This is a genomic window from Anaeromassilibacillus sp. An200, assembly GCF_002160025.1.
In the GTDB taxonomy this organism is placed as follows: Bacteria; Bacillota; Clostridia; order Oscillospirales; family Acutalibacteraceae; genus Caccousia; species Caccousia stercoris.
The window spans coordinates 17,701-40,624 of the sequence record NZ_NFJU01000009.1 but is presented as its reverse complement, the minus strand read 5'-3'; the positions used below and the strand labels follow the sequence as shown (position 1 = coordinate 40,624).

At 56.3% G+C, this 22,924-nt stretch carries 24 protein-coding genes; 1 reads left to right on the top strand and 23 read right to left on the bottom strand.

The genetic code is table 11. From position 1 onward, the window contains the following. Window positions 1–118 precede the first annotated feature (118 nt). From uraA to B5F35_RS06210, 21 genes are all read right to left on the bottom strand, one after another. A complete protein-coding gene (gene uraA / locus B5F35_RS06310) occupies window positions 119–1,459 on the bottom strand; it encodes a uracil permease (protein ID WP_087239290.1) in 1,341 nt (446 codons plus the stop codon). A 105-nt stretch (window positions 1,460–1,564) separates the two neighbouring features. After that, window positions 1,565–2,221, bottom strand: coding sequence for a flavin reductase (locus B5F35_RS06305; protein WP_087239138.1), 657 nt, complete (start codon window positions 2,219–2,221; stop codon window positions 1,565–1,567). 83 nt (window positions 2,222–2,304) lie between these two features. Beyond that, a complete protein-coding gene (locus tag B5F35_RS06300; RefSeq protein ID WP_087239137.1) occupies window positions 2,305–3,570 on the bottom strand; it encodes a replication-associated recombination protein A in 1,266 nt (421 codons plus the stop codon). 125 nt (window positions 3,571–3,695) lie between these two features. Next, complete coding sequence (gene glyA / locus B5F35_RS06295; protein ID WP_087239288.1) at window positions 3,696–4,946, bottom strand: serine hydroxymethyltransferase; 1,251 nt, start codon at window positions 4,944–4,946, stop codon at window positions 3,696–3,698. A 146-nt stretch (window positions 4,947–5,092) separates the two neighbouring features. Beyond that, window positions 5,093–6,358 (bottom strand): phosphoribosylamine--glycine ligase, encoded by a 1,266-nt coding sequence (gene purD, locus B5F35_RS06290; protein WP_087239135.1) that lies wholly within the window; start codon window positions 6,356–6,358, stop codon window positions 5,093–5,095. Between the two features lie 95 nt (window positions 6,359–6,453). Beyond that, window positions 6,454–7,632, bottom strand: coding sequence for a phosphoribosylaminoimidazolecarboxamide formyltransferase (locus B5F35_RS06285; RefSeq protein ID WP_087239133.1), 1,179 nt, complete (start codon window positions 7,630–7,632; stop codon window positions 6,454–6,456). A gap of 28 nt (window positions 7,633–7,660) precedes the next feature. Continuing rightward, window positions 7,661–8,368, bottom strand: a complete 708-nt coding sequence (locus B5F35_RS06280; RefSeq protein ID WP_087239131.1) for an IMP cyclohydrolase — start codon at window positions 8,366–8,368, stop codon at window positions 7,661–7,663. 7 nt (window positions 8,369–8,375) lie between these two features. Further along, on the bottom strand, window positions 8,376–9,005 hold the full coding sequence (gene purN, locus B5F35_RS06275; protein WP_087239129.1) for a phosphoribosylglycinamide formyltransferase: 630 nt from the start codon (window positions 9,003–9,005) through the stop codon (window positions 8,376–8,378). Continuing rightward, a complete protein-coding gene (purM, locus tag B5F35_RS06270) occupies window positions 8,999–10,039 on the bottom strand; it encodes a phosphoribosylformylglycinamidine cyclo-ligase (protein WP_087239127.1) in 1,041 nt (346 codons plus the stop codon). The genes purN and purM overlap by 7 nt, the downstream gene beginning before the upstream one ends. 34 nt (window positions 10,040–10,073) lie before the next feature. After that, entirely contained in the window at window positions 10,074–10,577 is a 504-nt protein-coding gene (purE, locus tag B5F35_RS06265; RefSeq protein WP_206424021.1) for a 5-(carboxyamino)imidazole ribonucleotide mutase, read from the bottom strand. A 330-nt stretch (window positions 10,578–10,907) separates the two neighbouring features. Beyond that, complete coding sequence (locus B5F35_RS06260; protein WP_087239125.1) at window positions 10,908–11,816, bottom strand: SPFH domain-containing protein; 909 nt, start codon at window positions 11,814–11,816, stop codon at window positions 10,908–10,910. A gap of 19 nt (window positions 11,817–11,835) precedes the next feature. Continuing rightward, the gene (locus B5F35_RS06255; RefSeq protein WP_242969419.1) at window positions 11,836–12,282 is read right to left on the bottom strand and encodes an NfeD family protein; all 447 of its coding nucleotides are present in this window, start codon (window positions 12,280–12,282) and stop codon (window positions 11,836–11,838) included. A 246-nt stretch (window positions 12,283–12,528) separates the two neighbouring features. Then, a complete protein-coding gene (locus B5F35_RS06250) occupies window positions 12,529–13,179 on the bottom strand; it encodes an ABC-2 transporter permease (protein ID WP_087239122.1) in 651 nt (216 codons plus the stop codon). Next, entirely contained in the window at window positions 13,176–14,042 is an 867-nt protein-coding gene (locus tag B5F35_RS06245; RefSeq protein WP_087239120.1) for an ABC transporter ATP-binding protein, read from the bottom strand. The genes B5F35_RS06250 and B5F35_RS06245 overlap by 4 nt, the downstream gene beginning before the upstream one ends. Before the next feature lie 21 nt (window positions 14,043–14,063). Beyond that, window positions 14,064–14,444 carry a GntR family transcriptional regulator gene (locus B5F35_RS06240; RefSeq protein WP_087239285.1) on the bottom strand — a complete coding sequence of 127 codons (381 nt, stop codon included), beginning with the start codon at window positions 14,442–14,444 and terminating at the stop codon, window positions 14,064–14,066. 146 nt (window positions 14,445–14,590) lie between these two features. Continuing rightward, the gene (locus tag B5F35_RS06235) at window positions 14,591–16,078 is read right to left on the bottom strand and encodes a HAMP domain-containing sensor histidine kinase (protein WP_087239118.1); all 1,488 of its coding nucleotides are present in this window, start codon (window positions 16,076–16,078) and stop codon (window positions 14,591–14,593) included. Then, a complete protein-coding gene (locus tag B5F35_RS06230; protein ID WP_087239116.1) occupies window positions 16,068–16,748 on the bottom strand; it encodes a response regulator transcription factor in 681 nt (226 codons plus the stop codon). Before B5F35_RS06230 ends, B5F35_RS06235 begins: the two co-directional genes overlap by 11 nt. A gap of 33 nt (window positions 16,749–16,781) precedes the next feature. Continuing rightward, a complete protein-coding gene (gene cysK / locus B5F35_RS06225) occupies window positions 16,782–17,711 on the bottom strand; it encodes a cysteine synthase A (protein WP_087239284.1) in 930 nt (309 codons plus the stop codon). A 226-nt stretch (window positions 17,712–17,937) separates the two neighbouring features. After that, window positions 17,938–18,699 (bottom strand): hypothetical protein, encoded by a 762-nt coding sequence (locus tag B5F35_RS06220; protein ID WP_162611348.1) that lies wholly within the window; start codon window positions 18,697–18,699, stop codon window positions 17,938–17,940. A 451-nt stretch (window positions 18,700–19,150) separates the two neighbouring features. Further along, complete coding sequence (locus B5F35_RS06215) at window positions 19,151–20,341, bottom strand: cation diffusion facilitator family transporter (protein ID WP_087239112.1); 1,191 nt, start codon at window positions 20,339–20,341, stop codon at window positions 19,151–19,153. A gap of 24 nt (window positions 20,342–20,365) precedes the next feature. After that, complete coding sequence (locus tag B5F35_RS06210; protein ID WP_087239110.1) at window positions 20,366–20,905, bottom strand: FumA C-terminus/TtdB family hydratase beta subunit; 540 nt, start codon at window positions 20,903–20,905, stop codon at window positions 20,366–20,368. 48 nt (window positions 20,906–20,953) lie between these two features. Between B5F35_RS06210 and B5F35_RS18420 the strand changes: the two genes are divergently transcribed. Continuing rightward, window positions 20,954–21,217 carry a hypothetical protein gene (locus B5F35_RS18420; RefSeq protein ID WP_140401159.1) on the top strand — a complete coding sequence of 88 codons (264 nt, stop codon included), beginning with the start codon at window positions 20,954–20,956 and terminating at the stop codon, window positions 21,215–21,217. Here the strand turns inward: B5F35_RS18420 and B5F35_RS06205 are convergent. Beyond that, complete coding sequence (locus tag B5F35_RS06205) at window positions 21,214–22,137, bottom strand: magnesium transporter CorA family protein (RefSeq protein WP_087239108.1); 924 nt, start codon at window positions 22,135–22,137, stop codon at window positions 21,214–21,216. The genes B5F35_RS18420 and B5F35_RS06205 overlap by 4 nt on opposite strands. Window positions 22,138–22,514: 377 nt before the next feature. Next, a complete protein-coding gene (locus B5F35_RS06200; RefSeq protein ID WP_087239106.1) occupies window positions 22,515–22,832 on the bottom strand; it encodes a DUF1540 domain-containing protein in 318 nt (105 codons plus the stop codon). Window positions 22,833–22,924: the final 92 nt, after the last annotated feature.

Here is a 22,924-nt window from a genome sequence, read left to right as displayed (position 1 = left end):
CCGCCAGGGTATTTTCAAGACGGTTCCCCTGCACTTACGAAAAAAGAATCATTTCTTTCATATTTTTTCAAATTTGTAAAAATCTCTTTTGATTTTCTGCCATCTGCTCCGGCTCCGCTCAGGCAGCGGAATCCTCGAGATCATTGGAAATACGCAGCTTATCAAAAATGTAGAACAGGATGCCCATAAGCATGCCCACGATGCAGGCCAGCACCATGCCCTTGAGCTGGATATCCCCGAGGTTGACCGTGATACCGGAAAGGCCTGTTACAAAGACAACTGCTGTCAGCGCCTGATTGCGGGCGCGGTCAAAATTCACTTTGGAGTCGACGAGAATCCGCAGCCCGGACACGCCGATCATGCCGTACAGCAGGAAGGAAATCCCGCCGATAACCGGGCCGGGAATGGAGGAAATCAACGCGGAGAATTTGCCGATAAAAGCGCACACTACGGAAAGCACGGCGGCTCCGCCAATCACCCACACACTGTACACCTTGGTCATCGCCATCACGCCGATGTTTTCCCCGTAGGTTGTCGTCGGAACAGAGCCGATCAGGCCGGACACAGCGGTGGAAATGTTGTCTCCCAGCAGGGAACGGTGCAAACCGGGATCCTTGAGCAGATCGCGGCCGATGATTTTGCCGGTGACAATCTGGTGACCAATGTGTTCGGAGGCAATAATCAGAATAACGGGTACCATCGTCAGGATGGAGTTGACGTCAAATTTCGCCAGCTGGAAATGCGGCAGAGACAGCACCCCCGCCTGGTTCACCTGCGTAAAATCAACGATCCCAAGCACAGCGGCGAGTACATAACCCGCGACAATCGCGATCAGCACGGGAATCACGCTGAAAAAGCGGCGGAAGAGGATCGAGCCAAGGACAGCCACTCCCAGGGTCACAAGGAACACCGCAAGACCGCGCATATCCACGCTCTCCCCGGAGCCCGGCAGAAGGCCCGCCGTATCCGCGGCCGTTCCGGCCAGCTCCAGGCCAATGAGCGCCACAATCGGCCCCATGGCCGCGGGCGGCAGAATAATGTCAATCCAGCGCGAACCGAACTTATAAATGATCAGCGCCAGCACACAGCCGAGAATACCAACCACCACAAAACCGCCCTGTGCATACGCGAATGCCTCCATGTGCTGCGCCTGCTGCTCAGGCGTCGGGTTGGAAAACAGCGGGTCTGCATACGGGGATCCATGCTGTGCCATAACCAAAAGTGCGGGGGCGATAAAGGCAAAGCTGGAGCCGAGATAGGCGGGCGCCTTGGCCTTTGTGATGAAGATAAAAAACAGCGTACCGAGGCCGTTCATCAGCAGCACGACGGCAGGATCGATGTGGAACAGCGTCGGGACAAGGACGGAAGCGCCGAACATGGCAAACATATGCTGGATGCTCAGCGGAATCGCTTGTCCAAGGGGAGGCCGTTCGTTGACCTGGATGATTTTTTTCAATATACTCTCCTCTTTTCCTTTCAGGCGGCCCCACAGGGCGCCTTTTTTCCAAAAAAAAAGCCCATCCGGTGCGGAAATCCGCACCGAAGTGAGCTTTCCTGTTTTGTTTTATTTCCGTTTGAACGCCGATTTCGGCATCCCGCAGATGGGACACACCCAATCCGCCGGAAGCTCTTCAAACGAAACATCGGGATCGTTGTACAAATAACCGCAGACGGTGCAGACCCACTCTTCCCCGTCGTTCCCATCCTCAACCGGAGGGGCGGCGCGGTAGGTAGGTGCGTTGCGCGGCGCGGAGCCCTTGATCACACTGTGGTAATAGTCATACGTCATGGGAGTTCCCTTGGCCTTGTCACTTCCCGCGATGACTTCTCCAATGAATACCGTGTGCGTCGGCGTATCGACGCTGGTAATCACCTTGCACAGGAACCAGCAGCAGGTATTTTCCTTGATCACCGGCACACCCTCGGCCAGCACCTTGTGGCGGATGTTGGCCAGCTTGTCGGTGTCGCGCCCGGAATTGAAGCCCAGAGCACCGATCACCGTGCCGGGCGTATCCTCGGACAGCACCGAAATGGTAAACAGCCCATTTTTCATGATGCACTCATGGCTGTAATTGTTATGGTTCATGCTGACGGCCACCGTATTCGGCGTGTTCGTCACCTGAAAAACCGTGTTCACAATACATGCGGAGGGCTTGTTGTCGTCCTTTACTCCAATCGCGTACATTCCGTAGGAAAGCTTGAATAATACTTCGTCCTTCATTGATGTCCACCTCCACCCATAGCTTTTCGCTTATCTTTTATCATGATACCATTTCCCGGGAAAAGTTACAAGAAAAAAATCGTTTACCCTTTCATTTTCTTCCAATAACCGCAGAAGCCCTGCTCCGTTTTGTTGTCTCCCCACTCGTAATAGCGTGTACCCGCGACGATATCCGGCAGATACTGCTGCTCCACCCAGTGATTCGGGTAATCGTGCGGATAGCGGTAGAACTGGCCCTTGTTCGGGTTATCCTCTCCGTCATAGTGTTTGTTTTGCAGCTGGCGGGGAATCCGTCCGAGTTTTCCCGCTTCCACATCCGCCGACGCCCGGGCAATCGCATCATGCGCGGAATTCGATTTCGGGCTGATAGCCACGAGGATCACCGCGTCGGCCAGGGGAAGGCGCGCTTCCGGCAGGCCGATTTGCAGCGCCGCGTCGACAGCGGCCTTGACAATCGGGATGATCTGCGGATACGCAAGCCCCACATCCTCGCAGGCACAGACCATCAGACGGCGGCAGACAGAGGGCAGATCGCCCGCCGCGAGAAGGCGCGCGAGATAGTAGACAGCCGCGTCCGGATCGGAGCCGCGCATCGACTTCTGAAAGGCGGAAATGAGATCGTAGTGCTCGTCGCCCTCCTTATCATACCGCACAGCGCTTTTCTGCGTCAGCTCCCGGGCATTTTCGAGCAGGACGCGGCGTGTGCCCTCCGCCGTCACCTCGGCGGAAAGCACACTCAGTTCGACGGCATTCATCGCCTTGCGCACGTCTCCGCCGCAGGCCGACGCGATCTGCTCCGGCACGCCGTCCTCGATCACCAGCGGCGTTTCGCCCTCCTCCTCCAAAACGGAGAAAGCACGCTGTACAGCCCGCAGCACCTCCTCCGGCTCCACCGATCGGAACTCAAAAACAGTGGAACGGCTCAGAATGGCGTTGTATACATAGAAATATGGATTTTCCGTTGTGGACGCAATCAGTGTGATACTGCCGTCCTCCAGAAATTCCAGCAGCGTCTGCTGCTGCTTTTTGTTGAAATATTGGATCTCATCGAGATACAGCAGAACACCGTGAATAGCGTCAAGACCGTCCAATCCCGCCACTACCTCGCGGATGTCGGCGGTGGAGGCTGTGGTGCCATTGAGCTTGACCAGCTTTTTCTTCGTCTGCCTCGCGATAATCGACGCGAGCGTTGTCTTTCCCACGCCCGGCGGGCCGTAAAAAACCAGATTCGGGATGGTGCCGGACTCGATGATCCGGCGCAGCGCCTTGCCGGGTGCGAGCAGATGGCGCTGGCCGACAATCTCATCGAGCGTCTGCGGACGAATCCGATCCGCAAGCGGAGAAGCCATATTCTTTTCCCCTTTTCCTTATATTTGCGGGAAACCCGACGGATTTCCCTGCGCCGCCTGAGCGCGGAAAAGGGCCGGGGAGAGCGGCTTGCCTTCCCCGGCCCAACAAGCGGAACGATCGCTGTTTATTCGTAAAGCGGATGCTTCTTGCAGATCGCTTCCACCATCGAGCGAATCTTGTCCTCGCTGTTCTCAAAATCATGGATGGCCAGTGCGATGCACTCCGCCACCTGATCCATGTCTCCCTCGTCCAGTCCGCGCGTGGTGACGGCGGGGGTGCCGAGACGCAGGCCGCTCGTCACAAACGGGCTTCTCTGCTCGTTCGGGACAGTGTTCTTGTTCGCCGTGATATAGACAGCGTCCAGACGGTGCTCGAGCTCCTTGCCGGTCAGCTCCAGGCCCGTCAGGTCAACGAGCATCAGATGGTTGTCCGTGCCGCCGGAAACCAGCTTCACGTTACGGTTGAGCAGGCCCTTTGCCAGCGCCTGCGCATTCGCCGCGACACGATGGCCGTACTCCTTAAATTCCGGCTTAAGCGCCTCGCCGAAGCAAACCGCCTTGCCCGCGATGATGTGCATGAGCGGGCCGCCCTGCGTACCGGGGAAAATCGCCTTGTCGATCGCCTTGGCATACTGCTCCTTACAGAGGATCAGGCCGCCGCGGGGACCGCGCAGCGTCTTGTGCGTCGTGGTGGTCACAACGTCCGCCCACTCCACCGGGTTCTGATGATCACCGGAAGCGACCAGGCCCGCGATGTGCGCCATATCCACCATGAGGTAAGCGCCGCAGTCGTCGCAGATCTCGCGGAACTTCTTGAAGTCGATCGCGCGCGGATAAGCGCTCGCGCCCGCGACAATCAGCTTCGGCTTGACTTCCTTGGCCTGCTCGTGCAGCTTCTCATAGTCAATATAGCCCTCAGCGTTGACGCCGTAGGGGACAAAATTGAAATATTTACCGGACATGTTGACGGGGGAACCATGCGTCAGATGGCCGCCCTCGGAAAGGCTCATGCCCATTACGGTGTCGCCGGGCCCAAGCAGAGCAAAATAGACCGCCATATTGGCCTGCGCGCCGGAGTGGGGCTGCACATTGGCATGCTCCGCGCCGAACAGACGGCAGGCACGCTCGCGGGCAATGTTCTCCACCACATCAACATATTCGCAGCCGCCATAGTAGCGCTTGCCCGGATAGCCCTCTGCATACTTGTTCGTCAGGATGCTGCCCATAGCCGCCATCACAGCGGGCGAAACCAGGTTTTCGGAAGCAATCAGCTCCAAATTGCGGCGCTGACGGCCCAGCTCGTCGGCCATAGCAGCCCCGAGCTCCGGATCCACTTCGCGGACAAAGCCGATGGTATCCATCATATTCTGATACATCTTTTTCATTCCCCTTCCCACCAGGCTGAGCCTGGACGCAATCCGCACCCAAAGCCCGGCTTTTTCTTTTCTTTTTCTGCACCAGGAAACGCAGTATGGCTTTTATTATACACTTTATCGCACTAAAAGGCAACAGTGCGGTATCTTTATTTTATCACACCGATGTCATGCCGGTAGTGTACGCCGTCCCAGTGGATTTTACCCACCGCGGCATATGCTTTTTCCAGCGCCTGCGGAAGCGTGCCGCCCAGTGCGGTGACACCGAGAACGCGGCCGCCGTTTGTGACAAACTTCCCGTCGCGAAGCGCCGTTCCGGCGTGGTAAACGACAGCGCCGTCCACCTGACCGTTTTCATCCAGGCCCTCGATCGCGATCCCCTTCTCATAATGGCCGGGGTATCCGCCGGAAGCCATCACCACGCAGGCGCATGCTTCGTCGCTCCACTCGATCGTCAGATCGGACAGACGCTCCTCCACAACCGCCATCACAATGTCAACAAAATCTGTTTTGAGACGCGGCAGCACCACCTGCGTCTCCGGATCGCCGAAACGGGCGTTATACTCTATCACCTTCGGGCCGTCCGGGGTGATCATCAGGCCGAAATACAGGCAGCCCTTGAAGGGACGGCCTTCCTTGTTCATGGCCTCGATCGTCGGCAGGAAGATGGTCTCCATGCACTCCTTCGCAATCGCGTCGGTGTAGTACGGATTCGGGCTGATTGTGCCCATGCCGCCGGTGTTCAGGCCCTCGTCGTTGTCGAGCGCACGCTTGTGATCCTTGCTGGACACCATCGGCTTGACACAGTGGCCGTCCGTGAAGGCAAGAACGGAGACCTCCGGGCCGGTGAGGAATTCCTCCACCACGACACGGCTGCCGGACGCGCCGAACACCTTGTCCTCCATGATCTCCTTCACAGCCGCTTTCGCCGCCTCAAAGTCCGGGCAGATCAGCACACCCTTGCCGAGCGCCAGTCCGTCCGCCTTGACGACGATCGGGAAGCGGTTGTTGTTCTCGATCCACGCAATCGCTTCGGCAGGCTCGGAAAATACCTCATACTGAGCCGTAGGGATATGATAGCGCTTCATCAGATCCTTGGAAAAGACCTTGCTCGCCTCAATAACGGCGGCATTGGCGCACGGACCGAAGGCCGGGATCCCCTCCTTCTCCAGCGCGTCGACCATTCCGGCCGCAAGCGGATCGTCGGGCGCGACAAAGACCAGATCAATGTTCTTTTCCTTCGCAAAGGCCACAACAGCGGGAATATCCATCGCACCGATCGGGACGCACTCCGCGTCCTTCGCGATGCCGCCGTTGCCGGGAGCGCAGTACAGCTTTCCCGTGCGGGGGCTTTCCTTCAGCTTGCGGACGATGGCATGCTCGCGTCCGCCGCTGCCAATCACAAGAATATCCATGAAACGGTTTCCTCCTTCTTCACAGAAAAGGGCTTCCCGCCGCAGAGTGAGCCATGCGGGCGCGCTCCGGACGGGAAACCCCGGCATATTTACGCTTAGTGATGGAACAGGCGCAGGCCAATGAAGGCCATAACCATGCCGTATTTGTTGCAGGTGTCAATAACGTGGTCATCGCGGATGGAGCCGCCCGGCTCCGCCACATACTGCACGCCGCTCTTGCGGGCGCGCTCGATATTGTCCCCAAACGGGAAGAACGCGTCGGAGCCGAGGGAAACACCGGTCATCGTGTCCAGCCATGCGCGCTTCTCCTCACGGGTCAGCACCTCCGGCTTCTCCGCAAAGAACTGCTCCCACACGCCATCGGCCAGCACATCCATATACTCGTCGGAGATGTAGACGTCAATCGTGTTGTCGCGGTCGGGACGGCGGATACCCTCCTTGAATTTCAGGCCGAGCACCTTCGGATGCTGGCGCAGATACCAGATATCGGCCTTGTTGCCAGCAAGACGCGTGCAGTGGATACGGCTCTGCTGGCCCGCGCCGATGCCGATGGCCTGTCCGTCCTTCGCGTAGCAGACGGAGTTCGACTGCGTGTATTTGAGAGCGATCAGCGAGATGATCAGGTCGCGCTTGGCTTCCTCCGGCAGATCCTTCTTCTCCGTAACGATGTTTTTCAGCAGCTCCGCGTCGATTTTCAGCTCGTTGCGGCCCTGCTCAAAGGTCACGCCGAACACATCCTTGTGCTCCACCGGAGCCGGACGGTAATCGGGATCGATCTTCACCACGTTGTAGGTACCCTTGCGCTTCGTCTTGAGAATCTCCAGGGCTTCGTCCGTATAGCCGGGGGCAATGATGCCGTCTGAAACCTCGCGCGCGAGAAGGGTAGCCGTCTCCTTGTCACACACGTCGGAGAGAGCAACCCAGTCGCCGTAGGAGGACATACGGTCCGCGCCGCGGGCACGGGCGTAAGCCGTCGCGATCGGGGAAAGCTCCAGATCGTCGACGAAATAAATCTTCTTGAGCGTGTCGCTCATCGGCACGGCCACAGCCGCACCCGCCGGGCTGACGTGCTTAAAGGACGCAGCGGCCGGCAGGCCGGTGGCTTCCTTGAGTTCACGCACGAGCTGCCAGCTGTTGAAAGCGTCGAGAAAGTTGATATAGCCGGGGCGGCCGTTGAGCACCTCAATCGGCAGATCCCTGCCGTCCTGCATGAAAATCCGGGACGGCTTCTGATTCGGGTTGCATCCGTATTTGAGCATCAATTCCTGAGACATCCTGATTCCTCCATCCAATCGAATTTTCTTACTGGTTCTTGTTGCGGATTTCCGTCTCCCACTTGCCGGTTTCGAGATCGATGAAGCGGGTGAAAAGGGAAATCTTGTTGTCCGAATCCAGCGACTGCCAGATATCCTCCGTGAACTGCGCCAAATCGCCGCACACGGTCACCGGGGTCGGCTCTCCCTCGTAGGAAGGCAGCGGGTTGCCGTCTCCCATGTAGGTATGAATGAAATGGCCCTCGCCCGCCTTCGGCTGCGGATATTCAAAGAAAAAGCGCTGTGCCGAGGACTCGTCATTGTCATCACTCTTGAGGATCGAAAGACGGTACGCGCCCGTCTTGTTGCAGACCACGCCGGAAATGCGGGGGGTAAAATTCGGGCCGTCCGGCTCGAAGGTACGGGTGCGCAGGGCTTCCTCCCACGTCTTGCCCGCCGCGAGAAAATCGTAGATCGTGTCGGTCTGGTCGCCGTTTGTCACGATCGTGGTATCATCGAGCACGCGCACAGCATTGTAAATGACGAGGGACGGATCCTGCATCTTGCTCTCGTCAAACGCACGGGTTCTCAGATCGTCGCCCACCAGCTCAAAGACGCGGTTGCGGCTGTTTTCACTGCGCCCCATGATGAAATACGCGATGACAGCTTTTTTCCCATCCTCGCTGCGGCCGATCAGGATGCCGCGGCCCGGATAGCTTGTTGAGGCGATCTCCGCCTTCATATCCTTTCTCTTCATACGCTTTTTACTCCTCCCTGCAATGCACTACGCCGTTTTCCACCGAAAGCCTGCCCTCGCAGAACAGAGCGGCCGCCTTCGGCAGCAGCTTCCACTCGGCTTCCTCCATCACACGCCGCTGCAGCGTCTCGGGGGTATCCCCTTCCTGCACCTCCACGGCACGCTGGAGAATGATCGGGCCGCCGTCACACACGTTGTTAACGAAATGGACGGTTGCACCCGTCACCTTCACGCCGCGGCACAGCGCTTCCTCATGAACGCGAAGGCCGTAGTAGCCCTCCCCACAGAAGGAGGGAATGAGCGATGGGTGCACGTTGATGATTCTGTTCTCAAAACGGTTAACCACCGTCTCGCTGATAATCGTAAGAAATCCCGCGAGGATCACCAGATCGGTTCCCGCCGCTTCCAGCTTTCCGATCAGCGCCTCGTCATACGCTTCCTGTGTCGGGAACTCGCGCCGCACCAGCACATCCGAAGGGATTCCCGCCTGCTTTGCCCGTTCCAGAGCATACACGCCGGGCTTGCTGGCCAGAACAAGGGCAATCCGCCCCTGCGGAATTTCGCCCCTCTGCTGTGCGTCGATCAGCGCCTGCAAATTGGTTCCGCCGCCGGAGACAAGCACCGCGATGTTCAGCACAGGATCACGCCCTCCTCGCCTTCGACCACCTCACCGATGAGGTATGCGTCGGAACCGGAGGCCTTGAGATCCGCCAGAACCGCGTCGGTCTCCTCCTTCGGCACCACCATGCACATGCCGATGCCCATGTTGAAGGTGTTGTACATGTCGCGCTCCGGGATCTTGCCCTGCTGCTGGAGCAGCGAGAAGATCGGCAGCTTCGGGAAAGAGGCCAGCTCAATTTTCGCAGTGAGTCCATCCTTCATCATGCGCGGAATATTCTCATAGAAGCCGCCGCCGGTCACATGGGAGATCGCGCGCACGGTATGGTTTTTCAGCACGGAGAGAACCGGCTTCACATAAATCTTTGTCGGAGTCAGCAGCGTTTCGCCCAGCGTGGCGCCCAGCTCACCCACATACAGATTGATGTTCTTTTCGCTCAGATTGAACACCTTGCGAACCAGGCTGAAGCCGTTCGAGTGAACGCCTGTGGAAGCCAGGCCGATCAGGGCGTCGCCTGCCTGCATGGTGCTTCCGTCCAGAATCTTCTCCTTGTCCACAATGCCCACGGTAAAGCCGGCCACATCGTAGTCGTCGTCCGGCATCATGCCGGGGTGCTCCGCCGTCTCGCCGCCGATCAGGGCGCAGCCGGACTGTACGCAGCCCTCCGCCACACCGGCCACAATCTGCGCAATCTTTTCCGGCACGTTCTTTCCGCATGCGATGTAATCAAGGAAGAACAGGGGCTGGGCGCCGCAGCACACCACATCGTTGACGCACATTGCCACCGCGTCAATACCGATCGTATCGTGCTTGTCCAGCAGCATGGCAATCTTGAGCTTCGTACCCACTCCGTCGGTGCCGCTGACAAGGACAGGCTCCTTCATACCGCCGATCTCCGGTTGGAACAGGCCGCCGAAGCCGCCGATGCCGGACAGGACGCCGGGGATGTTGGTACGCTTCACATGCTCTTTCATGAGCTCTACGGCCTTGTAGCCGGCGGTCACGTCGACGCCGGCCGCTTTATAGCTGTTGCTGTAGCTTTTCTCATTCATGAATCCAATTCCTCCCGTTTTCGTTCTGGTGCGCTTAGAGCAGCGCTACCTTTTCCTGCAAAGCGGCATTCTTCTTTTCCACGCCCTCAGCCATGCTCTTCTTCATTTCCAGCAGGCGGGCGGCAAGGCCCTCGTCGGAAAGAGCCAGCATCTGGGCCGCCAGGATAGCGGCATTGTCCGCGCCGTCAATCGCAACGGTGGCCACCGGGATCCCGCTGGGCATCTGCACCGTGGCGAGCAGGGCATCCAGGCCGTCGAGGGTGGAGGACTTGACAGGGATGCCGATGACCGGCAGAGTGGTGTGCGCGGCGAGAACACCCGCCAGATGCGCGGCCTTTCCCGCTGCGGCAATGATCACGCCGAAGCCGTCCTTCACAGCGTTTGCCGAAAACGACGCGGCGGCGTCAGGCGTTCTGTGGGCGGACATCACACGGACCTCCACCGGGATTCCAAACTCCTTGAGACGCTTGATGGCGGGAGTTACCACCGGAAAATCGCTGTCGCTCCCCATGATGACGGCTACCTTTTTCACAGACATCTTCCTTTCTCTTCTGCATGCTTCCCCTGCGGGAAACGGGAATCACCCGGAAACAAAAGAAAGCAGGCTGCGGCATGGATTGCTGCGCAGCCTGCCCGGTTTCCGGTCACAAGATGAAGTTGACGCAATGCGGCTCTGCGGAACGACACAGAAACCAATTCCCCATCGCGCTCTTCCCTCCAGCATCATTTCCCCGGTTTTCCCGAAGAAGCTTATTTATCTCTCTTTATTTTAGGATAAACGCGCTGTAAATTCAAGCAGTTTTGCTGAATTCGTGGAAGAAATGGGGGAAGTGGGGACCTCCCCCGCGCTTTTTGTGAATTCTGACTCTTAAGAGCGCGAAGTGCTGCTGTCGGAGATCAGCTCCTTGACGGAAGTGGCCAGCCCGGCCAGAGACTGAATCTCGGACGGGATAATGATCTTTGTCGCCTTGCCGTCCGCAGCCTTCTGGAAGGCTTCCAGGCTCTTGAGCGCGATGACGCGATCCGACGGAGCGGCTTCATTGAGCATGCGGAGACTGTCCGCCAAAGCCTGCTGCACAGCCAGAATAGCCTGTGCTTCACCCTCTGCCTCACGGATGCGGGCTTCCTTCTTCGCCTCGGCGCGCAGAATGGTGGATTCCTTCTCGCCTTCCGCCACCAGAATGGCGCTCTGCTTGGTACCCTCGGCCTCCGTAACGACGGCGCGCTTTTCACGCACAGCCTTCATCTGCTTCTCCATCGCGTTCTGGATTTCCGGAGGCGGGATGATGTTCTTGAGCTCCACACGGTTGACCTTGATACCCCAGGCATCGGTTGCTTCGTCGAGGATCTGACGGATCTTCGTGTTGATGATGTCACGAGACGTCAGGCTGGCGTCGAGCTCGAGTTCACCGATGATGTTGCGCAGGGTGGTCGCGGTCAGATTCTCAATCGCGGAGATCGGGCGCTCCACACCGTAAGCATACAGCTTCGGGTCGGTGATCTGGAAATACACAACGGTATCGATCTGGATCGTCGCGTTATCCTTCGTGATCACGGGCTGCGGCGGGAAATCGATAACCTGCTCCTTGAGGGAAACCTTCTTGGAAATCCGGTCAATAAACGGGATTTTCACGTGCAGGCCGGTTTCCCATGTCGCACTATAGGCGCCGAAGCGCTCCATGACATAGGCATATGCCTGCGGAACCACCTTCACATTGCTGATCACCACGATGATCAGGATGATCACAAATGCCAGAAATACATATAATGGCCACATGCGGTATATTCCTCCTCTGTTAAATCTGTGAGCCGGCGGGGAGCTCCTCCACGATAATCTTCACGCCCTCTATGGCGCGCACGACAACCTCCGTTCCCGCCGGGATTACGGTGCCGCGAGCCGATCGGGCGGTCCAGATGCTGCCGAGCACTTTGGCCTGCCCGGCTGCCGCCGTGTTGTTGATCTCCTGCGTTACCACGGCAATCTGTCCAACACAGCGTCCAGCGTTGGTGTCCTGGCGGCGGAAGTGTGTCAGTTTTCTGACAAGCGGCCTTGTGCACACCAGAGCAATGGCTGAAACCACCACAAACAGAATCCACTGCACATACAGCGGCGCACCGCAGAGATTCGCGATCAGTGCGGCAATCCCGCCCAATACAAACCAGATAGAAACCAGCTGATTGGTCATTGCTTCCACCACAACGGCCACCACAATCATAGCCAGCCAGAAAATTGCCCAGCCCATATCCATTTGCCTTCTTCCTTCCTTTCCGGCGGCCCGGACTCTTTGCCGGAGCTTCGCCTGTTTTCACCCAACGCCGCGGCCTTGGATGTTGCTCTTATCTTAGCATAAAACCCTCAAAGATACAAACGGCTATTTTGGTGAAAAAGGGGGATTTTCAGGCAAAAAAGCAGATTTCATGCACCCTTCTTCCCGGCTCATGCCGGGCCGTGTCCGCTCCCCCTCGGGGAAAGCCGGGCCGCGGCCGCGTCATTCTCCCCTTTTGGAGTAAATGCGCACACTGAGAAAAAAAGAACCGATCCCGATAAAAACAATCAAACCCGCAAACAGAAATGGAAGAACCGGAGACTGGTTCAAAACAAACAGCAGCAGATCGATTCCCTCCGTCTCACGAAAGGAAATACTTGCGCCCAGCAGGGACGCCAGCATAAAAATCACCAGAATAATAATCAGACGCGCTTTTTCCGGGCCAAAGCGGTAAAAAACCGGAAGCTCAATCGAGAGAATCAGCAGGCCAACCAGAATCATCCCCGCCAGGGAGGCAAACAGCTGCCCCGCCTGCGCCGCTGTGCTGCCAAAACCTACCACCACAGCAAGGCAGCCCCCGAGCCCCAGGCCGCAGGCAAAAAAGAGAACACCCAACAAATATTTGGACAGCACAATCTGCCAGCGCTTCAGGGGAAGCGACCGGGCGTACACATCCCACCGCGCTGCCCGATCATAGCTGAACGTGTAAAGTGGGGTAAGCACGCCGACCAGGCACAGATACATTCCTACCATCATCGCGCGCGATTGCGGCGACTGCGACACGAGAGCAAGCGCGAAAAACGCAAACGCAAGCAGCAGGTATTTCATGTTCTTCCATGCCAACAGCAAATCCTTGTATAAAATCCCCTTCATTGCTCCTCTCCCCTTCCATAGAGCACCATGATTTCCTCGAGGGAGGTATGGTCGACGGTCAGATCGCGGTATTTGCGTGCCGCCGCCTCCCGATTTTTCGTAAGCACCCGCGTCTCAAACGCGCCGCTTTTCACCGCGGCAATATCCTCCCGGTCAATCCGGGACAAATCCGCCTGGCCGCACTTGATGACGCCCCAATCATAGAGCAGTGTGTCCTTCTGCTCGGAAAACACCACACGCCCTTTGTGCAGAAATACGATGTAATCCGCCACCTTCTCCAAATCCTCCGTAATGTGGCTCGAAAAAAGGATGGCATGCTCCTCGTCCCCGACAAACTCCTGCAGCAGCTCCAGCATCTCATCACGGACAATGGGATCCAGCCCGCTGGTGGCTTCATCGAGCAGAAGGAGGCGGGGATGGTGGGCAAGCGCCGCCGCGATCCCCAGTTTCATCTTCATGCCGCGGGAAAGCTCCTTGACCCTTTTCCCCTTCTCCGGCAAAGCAAAGCGCGAAAGCAGAGAGCGGTACAGTTCCCCATCCCAGCACCGGTAGCATCGGGAAAGGATTTTCCCGATTTCTCCCGGCGTAAACATTTCATGGAAATGGCATTCATCAAACACCACACCAATCTCTTCCCGAACCTCGCTCCCCTGTTCCCGGTTGTCCCTGCCAAACACGGAGACCCGTCCGCCGTCGCGTGGGATCTCGTCGAGAATCAGGCGGAGCGTCGTGGTTTTGCCCGCACCGTTCTCCCCAATAAATCCCACTATGCTCCCGCCGGGAACGGAAAAGCTTACCTGATCCAGGGTAAAGCTTCCATACCGTTTTGTCAGACCGTCCACCAAAAGCAGCTCCTGTTCCATCTGTGCCTCCCGCCTTTCGGCTCATTCCTCCGGCTCCCCGTACAGCAAAACGAGCATTTCCTGCATCTCCGAAAGAGAAACATTTCCCGTCCGGGCAGCCTCGACGGCGCGTTCCAGGTGCTCCTGCACCCCGCGCAGGCGAGCCTCCCGCAAAAGCTCCGGATCCTGCGGTGCGACAAAGCTTCCCTTGCCCACCACGCTCACCAGAAAACCCTCCCGTTCGAGATCCTCATAAGCGCGCTTTGTCGTAATCACGCTGATGCGCAGCTCCTTCGCCAGCAGACGCATAGACGGCAGAGATTCGCCAGGGGAAAGCTCCCCTTTTAAAATTGCCGTTTTGATCTGCTGGGTAATCTGCTCGTAAATCGGTTTGCCGCTGTTGTTGCTGATGATAATATTCAAGGATTTCACCCTTTCGCCCCCTCGCGACAGGGGCACGGTATATATACTGTGTATATAGTATATATACAATATTTCAAATTGTCAAGTCTGCTGCACAAAAAAGGAAGGCCTCCAAACATGGAGACCTTCCCTGTTTCCCGCAAAACTTATGCACCGCTGTTCAAAGCCAGTTCCCTGCCATCGGGAGGCTGGACAGCGTCCAGCTCAAACCAAAACGTGGAGCCGACTCCTTCCTGGCTCTGTACGCCGTACTCGCCGCCGTGCATATCGAGAATCATTTTTACAATTGCAAGTCCGAGACCTGTCCCGACCTGCGCGCGCTTGTGCGCCTTATCCACCTTATAATAACGCTCCCAGATATCGTCCAGCTTCTCCTGCGGAATCCCCTCACCCGTGTCGGAAACGGCAATGCGAACCTTGCCGTCGAGCACAGACTGGCGCAGCGTCACGGATTTGTCCGCGCCGGTGTAGGTCAAGGCGTTGTTCGCAAGGTTGTAAACCACCTGAGAAATCTTCAGCTCATCGGCGTCGACAAAAACATCCTGCGCCGCGTAAAACACAATATGATAATCGGTCAGCTTCGTATACCGTGTGAGAATACTGCGCACGCTTTCCGTCAGATTGAATACCTCCCGCTCCATGGGAACCACCCCGGCCTGGAGCTTGGAGAGATCCAGCACATCGTTGACCAGCGTGGTCAGGCGCGTCGCTTCGTCGATGATAATCTGCACGTTCTCCGGCGTATTTTCTCCGGGCAGATCACGCATGACCTCGGCATAACCTGTGATCAGTGTCAGCGGAGTGCGCAGGTCATGAGAAATATTCGCAACGAGATCGCGCTGCAAACGTTCCGTTTTGGAGAGCTCCTGCGCCGCATAGTTCAGCGTGTCGGAGAGCTCGCACACCTCACGGTAGCCCCCTCCCTCAAAATGAACCTCATAATCCCCCTTTGCCAGCGTTTTTGCCGCGCTGTTCAAGGATTCAATGGGACGCCCGATTTTGCGGGAAAGCAGATAAGCGAGCAGAAGGCCCAGCAGCACCATGATGAGGCTGACGGTCAGAAGCTGGTAGCGAAGCGTTTCCACCGTCGCTCCCACCGGAGAGATAACGGAATTGAGCAGCACCATCAGCTGTTTTCCGTCGCTTCGTGTGACAAGCTGGGCAAAAATCATGACCTCCGGCGCCTCCTGCGAACGCAGAACCGCCGTGTTCTCTCCAAGGAAGGTGATCGACTGGCGGATCTCCTGAGGGAACCGCTCGAAATACGATCCGCCGTTGCGCGCCGTCAGTGTGTAAACCATCGCCAAATCCCAGTTGTTCAGGCGGTGAATGACACAATTGGGTACGGCGCTTTCCGAATACAGACGGTTTCCCTGTGCGTCGCAGACAATGCAGCAAATCTGGTTATTCAGCGCGATTCGCTGCAAATCCTCCTGTAAGGTGGAGGAATTGATGCTGTTGCAGATCGTGTGGGCGGAGGTTTTGATCTCATTGACTTTGATGGCCTTATAGAAGGCGTCCAACAGAACCACCTGGAAAATCCACAGCAGAGCCAGGATCACCGCCGTAAAAATGGCAAAGCTGCCAAACAGTCCCCACTGTACGCCCGGCGTGCTGCCTTCCCTATGCTTCAAAGCGGTACCCCACGCCGCGCAGCGTCACAATAAATTTGCTGTAGGGGCCAAGACTTTTGCGGAGCAGCTTGATGTGCGTGTCCAGCGTCCTGTCATCCCCGTAGAAATCATAGCCCCACACATTGGTGATCAGCTTCTCTCTGGTCAGGGCAATGTTGCGGTTGTTCACCATATAAAACAGCAAATCGTATTCCTTCGGGGAAAGCTCCACCTTCTGCCCGTCCACCATCACAATCCGGCCGGTAAAGTCGATCGTCAGCCCCTCAAAGCGGACAATCTCCTTGGACGGCTCGTCCGGCGTGGGGCGCACACGTTTCAGGATGGCGTTGATCCGCATCATAAGTTCCTTGGGCGAGAAGGGCTTGACGACGTAATCGTCCACCCCCAGCTCAAAGCCGTGGATCTTGTCATACTCCTCACCGCGGGCGGAGAGTATCAGCACCGGAGCCTGGCAATATTTCCGCAGCTCCTTCACGGCGGAAAAGCCGTCCAGCTCCGGCATCATCACATCCATGATGATGATGTCATAATCGTTCGGATGCTCCCGGCACATTTCCACGGCCTGCATGCCGTCCGCCGCTTCAAACACGACGTTCCCCTCAAACACGGCATATTTTTTGATCAAGCTTCGGATGTTTTCCTCATCGTCCACCACCAGGATCTGATACATGAAAAACCCTCCTTCCAGCGGGGAAGCTCCCTGTCAATCGTCGTAAATTCCTGTGGAGAGATAGCGCTCGCCGGTATCCGGCAGCAGCACCACGATCCGTTTTCCCTCGTTCTCCGGGCGCTTTGCCACCTGCGCCGCCGCCCAGACGGCAGCTCCGGAGGAAATACCGACCAACAGTCCATCGTGCCGGGCCAGTTCACGCGCTGTGGAAATAGCGTCCTCATTCGGAACACGGACGATTTCGTCGAGCAGGGAAACGTCCAGGATTTCCGGCACGAAGCCCGCGCCGATTCCCTGAATTTTGTGCGGTCCTGCCTTTCCCCCGGAAAGAACCGGGGAAGCGTCCGGCTCCGCCGCTACCAGCCGAACGGCGGGATTGTGCTCGCGAAGGCCGCGGCCCACACCTGTGATGGTGCCGCCCGTGCCTGCGCCCGCCACAAAGATATCCACCTTTCCATCCGTATCACGCCAAATCTCCTGCGCCGTGGTGGTGCGGTGTGCCTCGGGATTTGCCGGATTGGAGAATTGTCCGGGCAGAAACGCGCCGGGAATCTCCGCGGCCAGCTCCTTCGCCTTTTCGATCGCGCCGCTCATACCTTTCGCGCCCTCCGTCAGCACCACCTCGGCGCCGAGTGCGGCAGCCAGGCGGCGGCGCTCCACACTCATCGTCTCCGGCATCGTGAGAATCATCCGGTAGCCGCGCGTGGCCGCCACAAACGCCAGCCCCACGCCGGTGTTCCCGCTGGTCGGCTCCACGATCGTACCGCCCTCCGAAAGAAGACCGCGGCGCTCCGCGTCCTCGATCATCGCCAGCGCCACGCGATCCTTGGCGGAGGAAAGCGGATTGAACGCTTCCAGCTTCGCGACCAGTTCCGCCTTGAGGTCATGTCTCTGCGCATAGCCGCGCAGTTCGAGCAAAGGAGTATTCCCCACCAGTTCTGTCAGGTTTTTTGCTATTTTCATCTGCTTCACGCATCCTTTCTTCTGTTCGGAAATCCCGGCTTTTCTCTATGATTTCCCCGAAACACCGGGATTTTATGTACCTCATTGTACCACAATTCCCCCCCGCCCGCAAATGAAAAGCAGGTGAAAAATATGTGAACAAAGCCCGACTTCAGAGCAGCTGTTTTTCAGGAAAACAGCTGCTTACAGAATTTTCCCGGCAAAACATGGCGCGCCATTTTGCCATTCAGATAACATCCTCTTTCATGTCGACAAACGTTTGAAAAAACTGCTGAAAAGTAGGAATTGCCAGATCGGTATGGGCTTCATAGTTATCTCTCATGACCTTCTTTTTCTCTGGATCATAAAAGCCGTGATACCGCTCATAGTTCCATTTGCTGCACTTTTCCATTTCATGATAGAAGTCCTTCGGCAAGGGCTCGTCCGGCAATGCCTGGCAGACTGTCTTTTGATGATATTGAAGGAAAAACGTTGTCTTTTCAGACAAGATTTTGGGATCCGTATTTTTCAGAAGATGAAGCGTTTCTTTCCAATCCTGGCATTCCACTGCCGCCTGAAAAGCCAGGACAATTTCCCTCTCCCGAAGCGCCTGATTTTTTTGTGCCACTGAAAGATTCTCACAAAACTCCTGCGTTCTTCGCACATACTCCATAAAATAATCCGCGAAGGGTTCCCAGCTTTTCATTTCCTGAGCCAGGGAAAAATTAGGAGCCAAGTTGCAAAAGTATCCCTCCTGACTCACCCCTCCCACATATCCCAGGTGCGAACCATTAAGCAGCAATCCGATTTCTCCGCTGCACCCCAAATCACCAATACTGAGCAATCCATGTTCGTATAAGACCTCATATACTTCGTGCTCTTCTTTTTCCCAAAGCATTTCATCAAACTGATAATAATCCATTTGCTCAGATTCCGGCGTGCGGCTGCAATACTCTTCATAGAGCGCCAATGGATCCTGAAGCTCATATTCATAGCGTCTTTTGGCCAAATTATGAAACCGCTGTTCCTGTCCCCGAGCATATATCGTTTTCTTTTGGTACTCATCCCGCAGCAGAAACTGAAAAGGACGCACTCCATAATAAGGCCCTGCCCCTCCATTTCCTAAACACGTTAAATAGCACCGATAATCTTCCGGGAGTTTAAAACCCATGATTTCCTCCCACAGCTCCAATTCCTCCAAATCAATAACAGGCCGAAACAAGTGCATATGGACATAATTGCCGCCAAAGGGGGCGCCATACAAATCCCAATGACTCGCTTTCCTGCAAACCGCTTGGATTTTGGGTACATCCAACATGATATTCCCTCTATTTCTTTCATCAAAATCCTTGACAAAAAACCGCCCAACGATATCATTCTCGTCCGGGCGGTTTTTGTTGTACAATCTCTGGTTTCTCAGTTCTCAGCTATCAAGCTTATGCTATTCCGCTGTTTTGCCGTTACGCTTCCTTCTCCCTGTTGTCCGGCACATAGCTGTGATCCACCGTGACAACCGGCACATAATTTTTCCCCAGCATATAAAGGCCATTCGCGATCTCGTCGAGCAGAGCGCTGTCGGTATAGCGGAAGCCGAAGGGAACACAGACGTCAAACAGGACGTTGGAATGTGTTTTCCCCCAGACCACGCGGAAATCGTGCATGGTGATTTCCGGAGAGATGCCGGTCAGCATCTCCCTGATCTGTTCGCGCAGACGGTTGGTCGGTTCGTCGTCCGTCACCACAGGATCCATATGGATGACAAGATGAATATTCTTGTCGCGCAGGAAATCCCGCTCAATGTTATCCACCAAATCGTGGCTGGCCATCACGTCCTCGTTGGCATCCACTTCACAGTGGACGGAGGCAAAGGTGCGGCCTTCCCCGTACATGTGGACATTCAGATCGTGCAGCCCCAGAATTCCCTCATAGGAGAGGATGGTTCGGTAGATATCGTCCACCGTTTCGCTGGAAGGGGCAATGCCCAGCAGCGGATCGCTCGTCTCCTTGACCACCTTGACGCCGGTCCACAGGATCAAAAGCGCCACCGCCACGCCCATATAGCCATCCAGATTGAAGGAGGTCAGACGCGAGATGATAAGTCCCAACAGAACCGCCAGCGTGGAAATCACATCGCTGCGGCTGTCCGCTGCCGTGGCTTCAATGGTGGGGGACGAAATCCTGCGCCCCACCTTTCGATAAAAGAAGGATTGCCATGCCTTGATCAGGCAGGACAGCACAAGCACCAGCACCGCCGCGGGATTGAAAACCGTCTCCTCGGGGGTGATGATTTTGTTGATGGATTCCTGTAAAAGCTGCACACCGAGCAGCAGAATCAAAAAGGAAACGATCAATCCGGAAATGTACTCAATCCGTGCATGGCCATAGGGATGCTCCTCGTCGGCCGGTTTTCCGGAAAGCTTGAAGCCCACAAGGGTGATAACCGAGGAAGCGGAGTCCGAGAGGTTGTTCACAGCATCCGCGATGATGGAAATGCTCCCTGTCACCAGACCGGTGATCGCTTTCATGGCGAATAAAAGCAGATTGGACACAATGCCAACGATCCCGGCAAATTTTCCGTAGCGCTCGCGCACCTGCGGCTGTTCCGTGTTCCGGTAGTCACGGACAAAAAGGCGAATCAGAAGTTCTGTCAATGCAAATCCCAGCCTTTCCCGCTTTTACCGAAAGAGGGAGCCGCCCGCACAGTCGATGCCGACCACCAGCGGGAAGTCCTCCACCAGAAGCCGCTTGACGGACTCGCAGCCCAGATCCTCAAACGCAATCACCTCAACGGAGCGCACCGCCTGCGCCGCGAGCGCTCCCGCGCCGCCGATTGCGCACAGGTACACCGCGCCGTTGCGGCGAATCGCTTCACAGACAGCGGGAGATCGGCCGCCCTTGCCGATCATGGCGGTCAGCCCGAGATCCAGCAGGCGGGGCGTGAACACATCCATGCGGGAGGAAGTGGTCGGCCCGCAGGAACCAATCGGGAGCCCGTCTGGCGCGGGAGTCGGCCCCGCATAATAGACAGCGCTCCCCCGCAGCGGGAACGGCGGCTCCTTTCCCTCATCGAGCAGCGCCGCAATTCGCTTGTGCGCGGCGTCGCGTGCTGTGTAAATCACGCCGCTGAGCAGGATATTATCCCCTGCCCGCAGCGTTTTGGCCGCTTCGGCAATCTCCTGCATATGTACGGATATTCTGCCGTTCTTTGTATTCATGGTCTCGTCATCCTTCCTTGGGCCGCGTCGAAAACTGCGGCCGTTTCTATGCAAAGCATGGGAAAAAACCGGCGCTCACTTGAACGCCGGTTCGGGCCTTATTTCAGATATTATTTTACAGGATCTCCGGTGTTTCAGGCAACCCTTAGGGCTTGTTTGAAAATAGAGAAAATGCCGAATTTTTTCCCAGAGCGAGGTGATTTCCAGGAAAAAAGCGCAGGAATCCTTGCCGGATTCCGAGCATTTTTGACGCAGAAAGCAGCCGTTATTGGGGAAAAAGACGATGTTCATGATTTTTCAAACAAGCCCTAAAGCATTTCTTTTTTCTTTAGAATAACCGCCGTGACAGCCATGCACAGGATCGATATCACAATCGGGAACCAGAAGGTCGTAAACGGGATCCCTTCCACGTTCATGCCGTAATAGCCGGAGATCACCATCGGGATCGAGATGATCAGTGTGATGGAAGCCAGCACCTTCATCACCATATTCAGGTTGTTGCTGATCAGGGAGGCGAAGGATTCCATTGTGCTGGAAAGGATATCCAGGTAAATCCCGCTCATATCCACAGCCTGCTTGACTTCAATCAGCACATCCTCGAGCAGATCCTGATCCTCCTCGTACAGCTTTACCACACGCCCGCGCATGATCTTTTCGATCGTCAGCTCATTGCCCTTGAGAGACGAGGAAAAATACACCAGCGATTTTTCAATGTCCATCAGCTGCAAAAGCTGGGAATTCTTCATCGACCGGCGCAGCTCCCGCTCAATCTGGCTCGTCATGCGGTCAATCTGTTTGAGGTATTGCAGGTAGCGCGACGCGATGCGCAGCATCAGATGCAGGATGAAGTGCGTCTTCAGATTCGTCTGCACCCCGCGTACAATCCCCTCCGCAAACTCGTCAAGAATGGGGTTTTCGCGGGTGGAAACGGTGATCACGTTCTTCTCTGTCAGAATGATGCCGAGCGGCGTTGTGACGTATGCGATTTCCTTCCCGGTGCGTTCTACCACCGGGATATCAATGATGATGAGGGTGTTCCCATCCTCCGTATCAATATGAGAGGATTCCTCCTCGTCCATTGCGGCGCGGAAAAAATCCGGTTCAATGGAGAAATCCCGGATCAAACCGGCGATCTCATCCTCCGACGGAGCAACACAGTTGATCCAGCAGCCGGGCTCCCACCCCGCTGTGCTGCGCACGCGCCCGTCCACTGTCTTGAAATAGGACAGCATTGCGTATCATCTCCTCTATGAAATTGCCTGGTTTCTCCGCCGCATAAAGGGTCAGGGTTCACAACGCCACCTTCTTTCCGAACGATTTTCCGCTTTTTTCAGGACACAAAACAGCCACGGCGAAAAGCGCCATGGCCAAAACATCAAAATCACAGGACAATTCCCATTTTGGGAATCCCCCACTTAGGTATTATAACACAAGTTTATGCGAAAGCAAGCGATCGGCCGATATTTTGCGCAATATTTTCGCCTGCTTTACAAAATCCGCCTCTCAGGCGAAAATTCAGGCAAATCAGCGAGATTTTCCGGGGAAAAGAAAAGGCGGGACAGACCATCTTTTGAGAATGGCCTGTCCCGCCCTGCCGCTCAGCGCGTGCTCAGTTCAGGGAAAAGCTTGCGCACTCGGTCTCGTCCTTGCGGCAGGCCGTGCTGCCGCACACGGAGATCATACTGGCTGTGCAGGCGTTGTTCTTCTGGTGGACACAATTGCCCGCCGTACAGCGAATCTCCAGCGCCGTATTCGGTACGGAGCAGGAGCAGCTGTTGGAAAATGCGCCGTCCTTCTCCTGGAAGGAGGAGCAATACGTCTGGTCACAGCCGCGGGCTGTGCAGCCCTCTACCTGGATGCTTGGACGGCAGCAGCAGCCATCCCGGAAATTCGCACAGTTCTTCACATCACATTGTAAGCTGGTCATCAAGCAGACACCTCTCTGTCAAGCCGTGGGAAACACCGGACAACTCCCGTGTTTGGCCGTGGCCTCTTTTGCCGGAAGAAACCGGCACAGAT